The sequence below is a fragment of the Salmonella sp. 32020114201800008SM genome (assembly GCF_017572025.1).
Classification (GTDB): domain Bacteria; phylum Pseudomonadota; class Gammaproteobacteria; order Enterobacterales; family Enterobacteriaceae; genus Salmonella; species Salmonella enterica.
Genome location: NZ_JAGEQM010000001.1, coordinates 520,347 through 534,002 on the forward strand (window position 1 = coordinate 520,347; position 13,656 = coordinate 534,002).

At 51.2% G+C, this 13,656-nt stretch carries 13 protein-coding genes; 6 read left to right on the plus strand and 7 right to left on the minus strand.

Annotation, left to right across the window (positions count from 1 at the left end; all coding sequences use genetic code 11):
• The first annotated feature begins 10 nt into the window (after window positions 1–10).
• The gene (locus J4613_RS02630) at window positions 11–904 is read left to right on the plus strand and encodes a PhzF family isomerase (protein ID WP_000804298.1); all 894 of its coding nucleotides are present in this window, start codon (window positions 11–13) and stop codon (window positions 902–904) included.
• Between the two features lie 35 nt (window positions 905–939).
• On the opposite strand, the gene nhoA is transcribed toward J4613_RS02630, so the two are convergent.
• Entirely contained in the window at window positions 940–1,785 is an 846-nt protein-coding gene (gene nhoA / locus J4613_RS02635) for an N-hydroxyarylamine O-acetyltransferase (RefSeq protein ID WP_000200326.1), read from the minus strand.
• Between the two features lie 283 nt (window positions 1,786–2,068).
• Window positions 2,069–2,701, minus strand: a complete 633-nt coding sequence (gene steA, locus J4613_RS02640; protein WP_001120858.1) for a type III secretion system effector SteA — start codon at window positions 2,699–2,701, stop codon at window positions 2,069–2,071.
• A 512-nt stretch (window positions 2,702–3,213) separates the two neighbouring features.
• Here steA and ansP point away from each other — a divergent pair.
• On the plus strand, window positions 3,214–4,707 hold the full coding sequence (gene ansP / locus J4613_RS02645) for an L-asparagine permease (RefSeq protein WP_000857112.1): 1,494 nt from the start codon (window positions 3,214–3,216) through the stop codon (window positions 4,705–4,707).
• Between the two features lie 76 nt (window positions 4,708–4,783).
• Here ansP and J4613_RS02650 read toward each other — a convergent pair whose 3' ends face one another.
• Both J4613_RS02650 and J4613_RS02655 read right to left on the minus strand, forming a co-directional pair.
• Window positions 4,784–5,005, minus strand: a complete 222-nt coding sequence (locus tag J4613_RS02650) for a YgdI/YgdR family lipoprotein (RefSeq protein ID WP_000732362.1) — start codon at window positions 5,003–5,005, stop codon at window positions 4,784–4,786.
• 144 nt (window positions 5,006–5,149) lie between these two features.
• Window positions 5,150–6,211 (minus strand): YncE family protein, encoded by a 1,062-nt coding sequence (locus tag J4613_RS02655; RefSeq protein ID WP_000550641.1) that lies wholly within the window; start codon window positions 6,209–6,211, stop codon window positions 5,150–5,152.
• Window positions 6,212–6,474: 263 nt separating this feature from the next.
• Between J4613_RS02655 and pqqU the strand changes: the two genes are divergently transcribed.
• Complete coding sequence (gene pqqU, locus J4613_RS02660; RefSeq protein ID WP_111742350.1) at window positions 6,475–8,595, plus strand: TonB-dependent receptor PqqU; 2,121 nt, start codon at window positions 6,475–6,477, stop codon at window positions 8,593–8,595.
• A gap of 55 nt (window positions 8,596–8,650) precedes the next feature.
• On the opposite strand, the gene mcbR is transcribed toward pqqU, so the two are convergent.
• A complete protein-coding gene (mcbR, locus tag J4613_RS02665; RefSeq protein WP_001119592.1) occupies window positions 8,651–9,316 on the minus strand; it encodes a colanic acid/biofilm transcriptional regulator McbR in 666 nt (221 codons plus the stop codon).
• Window positions 9,317–9,649: 333 nt separating this feature from the next.
• Window positions 9,650–10,687 carry an NADP-dependent oxidoreductase gene (locus J4613_RS02670; RefSeq protein ID WP_111742349.1) on the minus strand — a complete coding sequence of 346 codons (1,038 nt, stop codon included), beginning with the start codon at window positions 10,685–10,687 and terminating at the stop codon, window positions 9,650–9,652.
• A 223-nt stretch (window positions 10,688–10,910) separates the two neighbouring features.
• Here J4613_RS02670 and mddA point away from each other — a divergent pair, with 223 nt between their 5' ends.
• On the plus strand, window positions 10,911–11,426 hold the full coding sequence (mddA, locus tag J4613_RS02675; RefSeq protein ID WP_000155373.1) for an L-methionine sulfoximine/L-methionine sulfone acetyltransferase: 516 nt from the start codon (window positions 10,911–10,913) through the stop codon (window positions 11,424–11,426).
• Window positions 11,426–11,875 (plus strand): DMT family transporter, encoded by a 450-nt coding sequence (locus tag J4613_RS02680; protein WP_001076570.1) that lies wholly within the window; start codon window positions 11,426–11,428, stop codon window positions 11,873–11,875. The genes mddA and J4613_RS02680 overlap by 1 nt, the downstream gene beginning before the upstream one ends.
• 4 nt (window positions 11,876–11,879) lie before the next feature.
• Here J4613_RS02680 and J4613_RS02685 read toward each other — a convergent pair whose 3' ends face one another.
• Entirely contained in the window at window positions 11,880–12,113 is a 234-nt protein-coding gene (locus J4613_RS02685) for a YdcY family protein (protein ID WP_000018720.1), read from the minus strand.
• Window positions 12,114–12,336: 223 nt separating this feature from the next.
• Between J4613_RS02685 and srfA the strand changes: the two genes are divergently transcribed.
• A complete protein-coding gene (gene srfA / locus J4613_RS02690) occupies window positions 12,337–13,656 on the plus strand; it encodes a virulence-associated effector SrfA (protein WP_001129953.1) in 1,320 nt (439 codons plus the stop codon).

Genomic DNA, 13,656 nt, shown 5'->3' on the forward strand with positions numbered 1-13,656 from the left:
GAGAACATCAATGAAACCGCAGATTTACCATGTTGACGCCTTCACCAGCGAACCCTTTCGCGGCAACTCTGCTGGCGTTGTCTTACATGCGGATACGCTAAGCGACGCGCAGATGCAGCTGATTGCCCGTGAACTTCGTCACTCGGAAACCGCCTTTTTGCTAAAAAGCGAAGAGAGTGATGTGCGCATACGCTACTTTACACCGACAGTAGAAGTCCCCATCTGTGGTCATGCCACCGTGGCCGCGCATTATGTTCGGGCAACGGTACTGGGGTTGGGAAACACCACCGTCTGGCAAACCTCGTTAGCGGGCCGTCATCGCGTTGAAATTCATGCCGAACACAACGACTATCGCATCACGCTGGAACAAGGTCAGCCCTCTTTTGAACCACCGCTAGTCGGAGAGATTCGGGCTGCCATCATCACCGCACTGAACCTGACTGAAGATGATATCGTGCCGGGAGCGCCAATTCAGGTGGCTTCAACAGGACATGCAAAAGTGATGATCCTGCTCAAACCAGACGTTGATATTGATGCCCTTTCTCCGAATCTGGCAGCCCTGACGGCAATCAGCCAGCAAATTGGCTGTAACGGCTTTTTTCCTTTCCAGATTCGTCCGGGAAAAAACGAAACCGATGGGCGAATGTTTTCCCCGGCGATAGGAATTGTGGAAGATCCGGTAACGGGAAACGCCAATGGCCCGATGGGGGCATGGCTCGTCCATCATGGCCTGATGGCGCATGACGGTAAAACGCTGCAGATTCAAGGCCATCAGGGGCGCGCTTTAGGCAAAGAGGGTACTGTTGATGTTACCGTCACCATTCGCGATAACCAGCCGGAAAACGTCACCATCTCCGGCCAGGCGGTCATTCTGTTTCATGCCGAATGGGCCATTACTTTTTAATCTTTGTCAGGCCCGCAAACCCTCGCGGCAAAAAATTATTTTCCCGCCTCCGGATGGGTATCAAATGCAGCCATTACCGCGGCCAGCTCCGCCTCGGTAAAACCGTGCTTTACATCATTTACGCCGAGACCAAACTGCTGCTGAAGTAACTGATACAACGACGGTACATCCGGTACATTGACCTGGTCAACGGCATGTCCCTGGTGGTAACGTGTGAAGTGGAAATTCGTTAATGTCAGCTTGCCGCCATCAGGCAAATGGCGGCACATCAACAAATGATGACGAAAATGGGATTGCGGCCAGTGAGCCGACCAGAAATTGCCCATCACATGATCGCTCTGCTGCTGCACCCCCAGATCAAAACAGTACATCGACTGCCAGTGCTCATGGTGGCGGAATTGTAAAATCCATGTGCTCCCCTCCTGCATCAGACGGTATTCGCCATGCGGCGTTTGCTGAGCAATTTCAGCCTGCAGACGAAGCGGCGCGGTTAGCGTTTGGCCGCCAAACCCCACGTCAGCGATCCACTGCTCATCCTCAACATCAACCAGCAGCAAACGGTGCGTGCGCGGCGGTAAACTGGCAGGATGAGACAGAATGACCCGCCCCAATAAGCTTCGGACGTTAAAACCGATGTCGCGTAACGCGCGTTCAAACAGGCCATTCAGTTCAAAACAGTATCCACCGCGTCGGGCATAAAGCAGTTTCTCCTCTAATGCCGTCTCATCGAGCTGTATTTCACGAGGCAGTAGCACATCCAGATTTTCAAAAGGAATCGCGCAGTTGTGCGCTAAGTGAAGCGTTCTGAGCGCTTCAACCGTAGGAACCCCCAACGGCTGACAATGTAATCGCGTAAAATAAGCATGTAAAAAAGAGGTCATCTGAGGCTTCCATTAACATTAATGCTTGCGTTCGGCACACAGGCTGAGGCGGATATCGCTGCGCAACAGGATACCCTATCCGTGGAATAGCGTTGGATACTTTTGAAAAAAATAAGACAGGCCGGCTGTCGCGCCGGAGGTACGTGGAATTTTGGCGTACAAACGGAAATCGGGTTCTGAGAATCTCTTTGCGACACGCCGCCAAAATAGCGGCGTGTTAAAATTTTTAACGCCGGCTCAGCGAGTCTGATTTCTAACAAAACTGGCTAAACATAAACGCTTTTTAATAATTGTCCAAATAGTTATGGTAGCGAGCTTTTATGTCGGCCGCCCATTGCGCTTTCGCCTCCTGCATGTTGCTGGCCCGAGCGATATAATATTCTAAACACGGAATGGCGCCTAATGCCTGAGGTAAGGCATTATATGCTGCCATTCGCTCTCTGACGGTTTTATATTTTTCATCAATATCATAATCATAGTACGCTGGCGCTTCAAAAAAGCCCTCTTCCAGTCTCATACAAATCTCTTCAAAGGTCCCCTCAACCTCAACGGTATGCTTGCCATCCGATATCCTGACGATTGGCTTACCTTCAGCTATCAGCGAGAGTTGTTCGAATGTTAACATCCGACCATCAGAAAGCTCGACATCTATAGTAAACAGTCCATCACGTACAGCATCTGCAAGGTGATTATGGATATTCCCTGCATTGGCACAGAACTCCGCAACTTTAGGCGTAACATTACAATAATGTTCAATTACTCTTGTAAATCCGTAGGCTAATCCTGCTGTAAGCACATACAAGATGCCTTTCATGATTTTTGTTGATAATTTATTTTCATAATCTCCTGCAGCAACATGAGGTAGCTTATTTCCTGATAAAGCTCTGGCATAGGTAGAAACTGATGTATGTGGCATATCCTACTCCTTCAAATTTTGCTCAATAGCTTTATATGTCCTACTCCTCTCTCATTATGACGATATGTCAATCAACAAAATTGCTCAAAGGCATACATTTTCAGGAGGAAATGAGAATAACAGGCGCAACGGCCTGATCTTATGCTGCTTCAATATCGTCAGGTGGTTTATCGTTCGAGGTCATATCTATGACCATAAATCCCTGCAGGGATTAACCCTGATTAATTATTGCGCAACGCAATCACTGCGGATTTGTGCTGGCGTCTTATCTGGCTGAATCGTGACCACACCGCACCACATCTGACCACACAAATAAACTCGACATCCTCATTTTGTTCTTTCCGTATGTTTTGCGTCATTTAACAATTGCAGGTAGGATGCTCCGCCGGCGGTTTTATCCCTGTCACAGAATCAGGGAAAAGCGGCATTCGCCATTGCAGGCAATCGATTGGTGAGCGCCCGTCGCGGCATAAGGAATTTTTCTGTCAGGACAGGCTATAACAGGTAACGTAATGAAAACACAGACTACGCACGCCGCAGAACAACATGCGGCGAAACGACGCTGGCTGAACGCCCATGAAGAGGGGTATCACAAAGCGATGGGGAATCGTCAGGTTCAGATGATTGCTATCGGCGGCGCGATTGGCACCGGTTTATTTTTAGGTGCAGGCGCCCGATTGCAAATGGCCGGACCGGCACTGGCGCTGGTCTATCTGATATGCGGCATTTTTTCTTTTTTCATTTTACGCGCGCTGGGCGAACTGGTATTGCACCGCCCTTCCAGCGGGAGCTTCGTCTCTTACGCCCGTGAGTTTTTGGGTGAAAAAGCGGCCTATGTCGCAGGCTGGATGTACTTTATTAACTGGGCGATGACCGGGATCGTCGATATCACCGCAGTGGCGTTATATATGCACTACTGGGGCGCATTTGGCGACGTTCCGCAATGGGTGTTCGCGCTCGGCGCGTTAACCATTGTCGGTACCATGAACATGATCGGCGTAAAATGGTTTGCCGAAATGGAGTTCTGGTTCGCGCTGATAAAAGTACTCGCCATTGTTATCTTCCTGGTGGTAGGCACGATTTTTCTCGGTACCGGTCAACCGCTTGAGGGTAATGCCACCGGTTTTCACCTGATTACAGATAATGGCGGCTTTTTCCCGCACGGCCTGTTGCCCGCGCTGGTACTGATTCAGGGCGTGGTGTTCGCTTTTGCGTCGATTGAACTGGTCGGTACCGCCGCTGGGGAGTGCAAAGATCCACAGACGATGGTGCCAAAAGCCATCAATAGCGTGATCTGGCGTATTGGTCTTTTCTATGTAGGATCGGTCGTATTGCTGGTTTTACTGCTGCCGTGGAACGCCTACCAGGCGGGGCAAAGTCCGTTTGTCACCTTCTTTTCTAAACTTGGCGTGCCTTATATCGGCAGTATTATGAATATCGTGGTGTTAACCGCCGCGCTTTCCAGCCTGAACTCCGGGCTTTACTGTACGGGGAGAATTTTACGTTCAATGTCGATGGGGGGTTCCGCGCCGAAATTCATGGCGAAAATGAGCCGTCAGCATGTGCCCTATGCGGGTATTCTGGCGACTCTGGTGGTTTACGTGGTCGGCGTGTTCCTGAATTACCTGGTCCCCTCCCGCGTGTTCGAGATCGTTCTTAATTTTGCCTCGCTCGGCATTATCGCGTCGTGGGCGTTTATCATGGTGTGCCAGATGCGTTTACGCCAGGCGATAAAAGAAGGCAAAGCCGCAGACGTCAGTTTTAAACTGCCCGGCGCGCCTTTTACCTCCTGGCTAACGCTGCTGTTTTTACTAAGCGTGCTGGTACTCATGGCGTTTGACTACCCGAATGGAACTTACACTATCGCCTCGTTGCCGCTGATCGCTATTCTGCTGGTCGCCGGCTGGTTTGGCGTGCGACGTCGCGTGGCGGAGATCCATCGCACTGCGCCAGTGACGGCGGATTCGACAGAGAGTGTCGTATTGAAAGAAGAAGCAGCGACATAACATTACCCTTCCCCGGCAGCCCCAGGCCTGCCGGGTTTAATGCGCGTTGCCGCCAACACCGCATCGCGCCCAATGCTTAGTCAGCCTTAATCAACTGCGCCACATCATTGCTGTTAATTTCCCGCTGGTTGCCTTCCTGATCGGTATAACTGGTCATCCCCGTCTCTTTATCTAACTGTGGCTTACCCTGAGTTACGATCGTTTGCCCATTCTTCGTCGTCATTACATAGTTGGTTGTGCAACCCGCAAGCATAAAAAACATCATGCCCAAACCTGAGCATATAAATAACTTTTTCATATTTTCCTCGTGAATATAATGAGTTAACTACAGCAAAAAGGCAGTGTAATTCTCACAGAATCATCAGGCTATCGGCGGGGTGTAACGAGGCGTATCGGTGCGTTTAAAGAGATGACTGGAGGGGTTTCCCCCTCCATACCCTATTTACAAAGCAATGCGAATAACATCATCCGGCTGCGTCGCTTCCTGCTCACGTGTCGATTTCTGCTTCACGCTGACGTAGAGCGTTTTACCGTCTGCCGATAGCGCCAGGCTATTCGGGTACGTCGGCGTATCGAACGTTTTAACAACGTTATAGGTCTTCGCATCGATCACGCTGACCTGACCTGCCTGACGATGTGTCACATACGCCTCGTTACGTGTCGGGTTAAACAGGACGGCCAAAGAAGCAGGCGCCGCGATTTTGGCAAGAATATTGCCATTACGGGTATCGACAACCAGAACCTCAGTCGCCTTCGAGTCGGTGATAAACGCGCGATGACCTGCGGTATCGAGACTCAGGTTAATAAAGAAGTGTTCTTTACCGTCATCCAGCAACTTCTTACGACTGAGAATTTTATTGCTGGCGGTATCGATGGTGATAAATTCGCCATCCGCATTGGTGGTGTACAGGCGTTGCGCTTTACTGTCGAGCGCCAGACCCGTACTCATTTTGCCGGTATTTTCGATCGTCGTTTTCAGTTTGATGGTTTCGCCATCCACTACCCAAATAGCACTCTCTTTACCAACACCGCTAATGTAGATCGTGTTGGTAGACGCATCGGCAACCAGCTCACGGGGCTGTAACGGACGAACCTCTTCAGTACGTTTGCGCGCATCAAGTACCAGACGACCTTTTACATCACCCGTTTTGGCATCAATCGCGGTAACAGCGCTGTTAATGGTATTGCCAAACCACAGCGTTTGGGTCGCGGCATTGATGGTGGCGCCGAACGGCTTGAGATCGTTATGAATCGCTTGCGTGATTTCCAGCGTCACCGGGTCGAGACGATAAACTACGCCGCCTTTATCCAGTTTACGGCTTTGCGATGTAGCCAGCCAGAGCGCGTTTTCTTGCTGACTCCAGGCCATCTCATAAGCGCCTTTGCCTACCGCTTTACGCAGCATGTCTTCCGCCGCCAGCGTGCTAAATGAGGATGCGACGAGGAGCGAACCTAACAATAAAGAACCACGCAGGCGCGGCGAAAAAAGATGACGTAAGTGCATGACGACTCCCTTTGATAAAAACGTGTATAGCTGCTTCACACTACTTCGCTGCGCGGGATCTTCGTTCCGCACTTATTATAAGTTGAGAATAATAATCATTATTTATCAGAAAGTGGAGCTTTTCCTCGCCTGCGAATGTCATGGCTCTTAAATACCGCACATTTTCTTAACTTAATGTGCGATTAAAATTTCAAAACTTTACATATTGACTACGCTTAATGTCACGTTTTCCGTTGATACGCTTACATTTATCCGGCATTTTCATGAAAATTATTTCCGTTAGACAGCGACTTTATCCCGCCCTCTTATTGCCTCTGACCTTCTCCCCGGTCCTTCAGGCCGCCAGCGCGTCCAATGAACAAACCATGATAGTCACCGCAACGCCGCAAACCGTATCCGAACTGGATACACCTGCCGCCGTTAGCGTCATTGAGGGAGAAGACATGCGTCTGGCGACGCCGCGCGTTAATTTATCTGAGTCTTTAACCAGCGTCCCGGGATTGCAGGTGCAGAACCGGCAGAACTACGCGCAGGATCTGCAAATCTCTATCCGTGGATTTGGCTCGCGTTCCGCCTTTGGCGTGCGCGGCATTCGTCTGTATGTTGATGGCATTCCCGCCACCATGCCGGATGGACAAGGCCAGATTTCGAATATTGATATTAACAGCATACAAGACGTTGAAGTGTTACGCGGCCCCTTCTCAGCGCTATACGGCAATGCTTCCGGCGGCGTAATAAATGTCACCACCGAAACCGGGAGACAGCCGCCCACCCTTGAGGCCAGCAGCTACTACGGCAGTTATGGAAGCTGGCGCTATGGGCTAAAAGCCACGGGCGCGATGGGTGACGGCACACAGCCTGGCGACGTGGATTACACGGTATCAACTACCCGTTTCACCACCCACGGCTACCGCGATCACAGCGGCGCGCGAAAAAATCTGGCTAATGCCAAACTGGGCGTGCGCCTTGACGATGTCAGTAAACTCTCGCTGATTTTTAATAGTGTGGACATTAAGGCGGACGATCCCGGCGGACTCACCGAATCTGAATGGAAAGCCGATCCGCAACAGGCGCCGCGCGCTGAACAGTACAATACGCGTAAAACCATCAAACAAACTCAGGCAGGATTGCGTTATGAACGTCAGCTCAGCGCGCAGGATGATATCAGCGTGATGGCCTACGCCGGAGAGCGGGAAACCACGCAATACCAGTCTATTCCCCTGGTGGCACAGCTAAAACCAGCCCAGGCTGGCGGCGTAATTACACTGCAACGCCACTATCAGGGCATTGATTCCCGCTGGACTCACCGGGGAGAATTAGGCGTGCCGGTCACCTTCACTGGCGGAGTAAATTATGAAAATATGAGCGAAAACCGCAAAGGTTACAATAACTTCCGCCTCAACAACGGCACCCCTGAGTTCGGGCATAAAGGCGATTTACGGCGGGATGAGCGTAACCTGATGTGGAATGTCGATCCTTATCTGCAAACCCAGTGGCAGCTTACGCAAAAACTCTCGCTGGATGCTGGCGTGCGCTACAGTTCCGTGTGGTTCGATTCTAACGATCACTATATCGCGCCCGGCAATGGCGATGATAGCGGCGACGCCAGCTATCACCACTGGCTACCCGCTGGATCGCTAAAATATGCGTTAACTGACGCCTGGAATCTCTATCTTGCTGCCGGTCGCGGATTTGAAACTCCCACTATCAATGAGCTTTCTTATCGCGCTGACGGCCAAAGCGGGTTCAACTTTGACCTCAAACCGTCGACCAATGATACGGTGGAAGTCGGCAGTAAAACGCGGATTGGCAATGGCTTGTTGACCGCCGCGTTATTTCAAACCGATACCGATGATGAAATTGTTGTCGCCAGCAGTATGGGAGGACGCACTACCTACAAAAACGCGGGCAAAACGCGCCGCCAGGGCGCAGAACTTGCGTTGGACCAGCGCTTCGCCGGCGACTGGCGGGTGAAAGCATCATGGACCTGGCTGGATGCGACCTATCGCAGTAACGTTTGTCAGGAGCAAAACTGTGATGGAAACCGGATGCCCGGCATCGCCCGTAATATGGGATTCGCCTCATTAGGTTTTATCCCGGATGAGGGGTGGTACGCCGGAACAGACGTTCGCTATATGGGCGATATCATGGCCAATGATGAAAATACCGCCAAAGCGCCTTCGTATACCGTTGTTGGACTAAATACAGGGTATAAATTTAATTACAGTCAGCTTACCGTCGATATTTTTGGGCGAGTAGATAATCTATTTGATAAAGAATATATCGGTTCGGTGATCGTTAATGAATCTAATGGCCGATATTATGAGCCAGCGCCAGGACGTAACTATGGCGTGGGGATTAATCTGGCATGGCAATTTGAATAAATATCCGGCAATAGCGGGGCATCCCCGCTATTGATTAGTCATAGTTTCATGAAAGTTACATGAAGTACTGATTTTTAATCGTCGCTACGTTTTGTTGCAAAACGTTCTGTAGGCAGTGGCGACTGGCTTCTTTATCACCAGTCACTAACGCATTAAGCAATTTTCTGTACAGATTAACGCCGTTTTGATAATCATCAAGTTTAAAATTATCATATAAAAAATGCAGACTTGGCCCCAGGCGTACCCATAATTGCTCGATCATGGCATACAGCGTTGGCATATCCGCGTAGTGGTAGATCTCAAAGCGGAATGCGCGGTTGGCCAAAAGAATTTTCTCCATAACGCCACTTTCCAGCGCCTGTTGAAATTCATCTAATAGCGCATTCAGCGTCTGCTCGCGATCCGGGGTAATCTTACCCGCAGCGGCGACCACCGCCATCTCCTCCAGGGCAGTACGAATCGTATTAATTTCCAGCAAACTTTCCAGCGAGATCTCCGGCACCATAAACGCCTGTGCTGGCGCCACCGCCAAAGCACTGGAAGAGACCAGCCTTAACAGGGCCTCACGCACTGGCGTAATACTGACGCCTAACTCTTGAGCGATATTTTTAGTGATAAGCCTTGCGCCTGGTTTTAATGCGCCAATAGACAATTGATGCTTTAACCGATTTTCAACCTGTGTGGTCAGGCTTATATGTTGTGTTTTTTCCGTACCCGGCATTTTCCTTCCTTCACCTCTTGGCAGAACAACATCGCAATCGAGTCCCGAAGAAGTTTCGGAACTTAATTGTAAAAAAGATAATCCAGGCCTGAACGGCCAAATAAATAAAAGTGATAATTTACTTGCGTGATATTCTCATCTTTTACAACAATACAGGTTTCTTTATGGCAACCGTTTTATCTCCGTCATTCCTTCATGTATCGAGATTTTTGACCGGTTCAGGCCGCTGAGGGAGATAAGCTGCCCCACCGCGATCTGAATGATGAATATAAGTAAAGCCGCAATTTTAAAATTTGCACATTTTTATGGCGACATAATGCCGCCATTTTTTCTTTACGCATCGTCCGCTAAACGTATCACGACTTTGCCAAAGTTCTTCCCCGCCAGCAGCCCCATAAACGCTTCTGGCGCATTTTCCAGCCCATCAGTAATCTGCTCCCGATAATGTATTTTCCCTTCTTTGATCCAACGCCCCATTTCTTGCTGAAACTCATGTATCCGGTGACCATAGTCCTGGTTGATGATAAAACCTTGCAGACGAATACGCTTTTTAAGTAATGTCGCCATCAGCAGAGGCAGTCTGTCTGGACCGTCCGGCAACGCTGTCGCATTGTAGCCGCTGACCAGACCGCAGAGCGGAATCCGCGCCGACGTATTCAGTAGCGGTAAGACGGCGTCAAAGACTTTACCACCGACATTCTCATAATAGATATCGATACCCTGCGGGCAGGCCTGCGCAAGCTGTTGTGGGAAATTATCAGCGTGATGATCAAGGCACAGATCAAATCCCAAAACGTCTGTCGCATGACGGCATTTTTCCGCGCCGCCAGCAATACCCACGACCCGGCAGCCCTTCAGCTTGCCAATTTGCCCAACCGTTGCGCCTACGGGGCCGGTGACGGCGGCGACAACCAGCGTTTCGCCCTCTTTCGGCTGGCCGATATCCAGTAACCCCATATAGGCGGTAAACCCCGGCATTCCTAAAATACCCAGCGACCAGGAAGGATGTTGCGGATTATCACCCAGCTTTACCAACCCTTCGCCATCTGAAATGTCATAATCCTGCCAACCATTGTAACTCAACACCCATTCGTCTGGTCGGTAATCAGGATGGTTTGACGCGACAACGCGACTGACCGTACCGCCAACCATAACGCAGCCAGGTTCAACTGGCGGCGCATAAGAGGGTTCATCGCTCATGCGGCCACGCATATAAGGATCGAGTGATAAAAAAACGGTACGCAATAGCACCTGCCCTTCACCGGGCGTCGCGACGTCATCTTCTTCGAGGCGGAAGTTATCCATCTGCGGCGCGCCGTGGGGACGCGAGGCCAAAACCCAACGACGATTTCGGTTGGTCTGTTGCTTCATTCTATTCTCCTCATGCCTGGCATAATCCATCAATAATAGTCGAACATTAGCTTTCTGAGGGAGTTAAACACTCTCAGATATCAGGCGGCTTTCACCGCGGCGCGCTTTTATGAACGACTTTCTTTCCCCTCTCGCTAAATATGAATTCTTGCGCTAATTCGTTGATTTATGCCGCCTTCAATAGTATTTCTAACACTATCGTAAACATTCCCTGGGGTTCCCTATGACGATTCGCTTTGCCGATAAAGCAGACTGCGCCGCGATTACCGAAATCTATAACCATGCGGTATTACATACTGCGGCCATCTGGAACGATCGGACGGTCGATACGGATAATCGCCTTGCCTGGTATGAGGCCCGTCAATTACTGGGCTATCCGGTGCTGGTAAGCGAAGAAAATGGCGTGGTGACTGGCTATGCATCATTTGGCGACTGGCGCAGTTTCGACGGTTTTCGCTATACCGTCGAGCACTCGGTTTATGTTCATCCGGCGCACCAGGGGAAAGGACTGGGGCGAAAGCTGCTCAGCAGACTGATCGACGAAGCCCGACGCTGCGGCAAGCATGTGATGGTGGCCGGTATTGAGTCACAGAATGCCGCCTCGATACGCCTGCATCATTCGCTGGGATTTACCGTTACCGCGCAAATGCCGCAGGTCGGCGTAAAATTTGGCCGTTGGTTAGATCTTACGTTTATGCAGCTCCAGCTTGATGAACACGCCGCGCCGGACGCTTGCTGATGAACCAGTCGCTGACGCTTATTTTTTTGATCGCCGCCGGCGTCGGGCTGGTGGTACAAAACAGTATTATGGTGCGTATTACGCAGACATCATCGACGATTCTGATCGCTATGCTGTTGAACTCGCTGGTAGGGATCGTTTTATTTGTGACGATATTGTGGTTTAAGCAAGGCGCTACGGGCTTCGGCGAGCTGGTCGCCAGCGTGCGCTGGTGGACATTGATCCCCGGTTTGCTGGGGTCATTTTTTGTATTTGCCAGCATTAGCGGGTATCAGAACGTTGGCGCCGCGACGACTATCGCGGTACTGGTCGCCAGCCAGTTAATCGGCGGGCTGGCGCTGGATATCGCGCGTAGCCACGGCGTCACGTTACGCGCAATGGCCGGGCCGGCGTTTGGCGCGCTGTTGCTGGTCATTGGCGCATGGCTGATTGCGAAGCGCCAGTTTTAAGGGGTTACAGGATCGTGCCGCCTTTGGTGAGCTGCTCGCGGCGCGCGTCCCGATCTTCTTGATATTGCCTGCCGTGATGCGCGATAGCCGTGCGTAAACGCTGCTGCTGCACATAACGATCTTCGCGACGTAATTCAGCGTCATCGCTCAAGGCAATCAGCAATTCATTCATATGGGCAATTACGCTCTCCGCGATGGCGGCATCCACGCGGGCGCTCACTTCCTCCAGGTGCGACATAAGCTCTCCTACTCTTTATTCTGTAATAGCATGATTCGCCTATTATACGCGTTATTGTCGCCCGATGCGGTCATTCGCCGCCGCCATCCTGATTTAACTTACGTCAAGTGAAAACACGGGGCTTAATAGACCGAGAATTCGCGCCTTTTTGCCTTTCTTCCGCCGTTTGCTTGCGTATAGACCCCGTAAAGTAGACGCGTGAAGAAGTCTAAGGGATAACAACGTGGCAAAATCTCTCTTGCGCAGCGGCAATCTGGATGATTATCAGGCCGTGGGCGGCGGCGGTCAGGCCGTATTTGAATCAGCATTGCAAATTCGCGAAACGCTTCGTCTGCGTAAACAGCAGGCGATGGTTGACTGTCTGGCGATTCCGCAACTTAACGATAATGGCGATCGGGTTGACTGGTATTCGCCGATTGAAGGTCAGGCGATAGCGTGGAAAGCGGCTGACGAAGAGACACGTTCTCGGGCTTTACGTTATTTAGCCAGCACTTTTGAAAGCGCGGCTGCACTCAGTCGCAAAAGTCTGCAATCCGGTAAAACAGCGCTCCAGCTATTTGGTTCGCTACTTGAGAAAGCGACGCAATTTCCCGGCGAAAATCATGTTTTCCTGGTTAACGGCAAACCGGTTATCACCTTCTGGGGATTCGTTAATCTCAACGAAAATACACGCGATGATGTGCTGGACTGCCTGCGGGTAACCGAGGCAATCCCCGACATCCCTCTGGTCGAGCCGGAGCCCGAAGAAAAGCCGCTGGTAGAGGCGGCGTTTAGTCAGGCGGATGAACCTTTGTTAACGTCTGTCATTGAGCCGCCGAAAATGCCGGAGGAACCTGTTGCGCCGCCCGTTATCGTTAGCGAGCCGAAGTCGGCCACTCCCATCCCGGTCGCTGAGGCGAAAAGAGCTCGCCGTCTACCGCTGTGGAGCTTACCTGTCGCTGCCGTGGTTATCGCCGCCGTCGCCACGCCTTTTTTCTGGCCATCTTCATCCGTTGACGGGGCCTCTCCTGTTCGCGCCGCGCCTGTCGCTACCGCGAAAACTGACGTTACCCCCTTGCCTGAACTCACCGCGCATTTGCCGCTGCATCGCGCTGAGGTGACGCCCGCCCCCAAAGCGGCGCCGTTGCCGGAAGCGCCTGTTATCATTGCCGCTATCCCCAAAGACGCGCTGGTGATGGACAATACGCAGATGAAGCTTGGAACCACGCGCTTTTTAAACGGTAGCTGGCGCGTCAGTGTGGATGTCAAAGATCCGATTACCGGCAAGCCGCCCTCTCTGCGTTATCAGATCCAAAATAACAAAGGCATCGCGCGCGTAGTACATGGCGATAACGTGGTTTGTCGGGCGGAAATTTTCTCTGGTCTGCATCAAACGGGCGAGCTGATGATTAAAAGTCGCGGCAATGCGCGCTGCACCGACGGTTCACGTTATCCGATGCCGGAAATTACCTGTAAAGCTGGCGTCAATGACGTCGCAACCTGTACCGCCCGTTATGGCGACCACGCGGCAATTCCGTTGACGTTTAAAAAGATAGGTGCCTGA

Excerpts from the sequence above, each read along its gene's own strand:
- J4613_RS02630 (WP_000804298.1), top strand. The coding sequence starts at position 11 with ATGAAACCGCAGATTTACCATGTTGACGCCTTCACCAGCGAACCCTTT.
- nhoA (WP_000200326.1), bottom strand. The coding sequence starts at position 1,785 with ATGACCTCTTTTTTACATGCTTATTTTACGCGATTACATTGTCAGCCG.
- steA (WP_001120858.1), bottom strand. The coding sequence starts at position 2,701 with ATGCCACATACATCAGTTTCTACCTATGCCAGAGCTTTATCAGGAAAT.
- ansP (WP_000857112.1), top strand. The coding sequence starts at position 3,214 with ATGAAAACACAGACTACGCACGCCGCAGAACAACATGCGGCGAAACGA.
- J4613_RS02650 (WP_000732362.1), bottom strand. The coding sequence starts at position 5,005 with ATGAAAAAGTTATTTATATGCTCAGGTTTGGGCATGATGTTTTTTATG.
- J4613_RS02655 (WP_000550641.1), bottom strand. The coding sequence starts at position 6,211 with ATGCACTTACGTCATCTTTTTTCGCCGCGCCTGCGTGGTTCTTTATTG.
- pqqU (WP_111742350.1), top strand. The coding sequence starts at position 6,475 with ATGAAAATTATTTCCGTTAGACAGCGACTTTATCCCGCCCTCTTATTG.
- mcbR (WP_001119592.1), bottom strand. The coding sequence starts at position 9,316 with ATGCCGGGTACGGAAAAAACACAACATATAAGCCTGACCACACAGGTT.
- J4613_RS02670 (WP_111742349.1), bottom strand. The coding sequence starts at position 10,687 with ATGAAGCAACAGACCAACCGAAATCGTCGTTGGGTTTTGGCCTCGCGT.
- mddA (WP_000155373.1), top strand. The coding sequence starts at position 10,911 with ATGACGATTCGCTTTGCCGATAAAGCAGACTGCGCCGCGATTACCGAA.
- J4613_RS02680 (WP_001076570.1), top strand. The coding sequence starts at position 11,426 with ATGAACCAGTCGCTGACGCTTATTTTTTTGATCGCCGCCGGCGTCGGG.
- J4613_RS02685 (WP_000018720.1), bottom strand. The coding sequence starts at position 12,113 with ATGTCGCACCTGGAGGAAGTGAGCGCCCGCGTGGATGCCGCCATCGCG.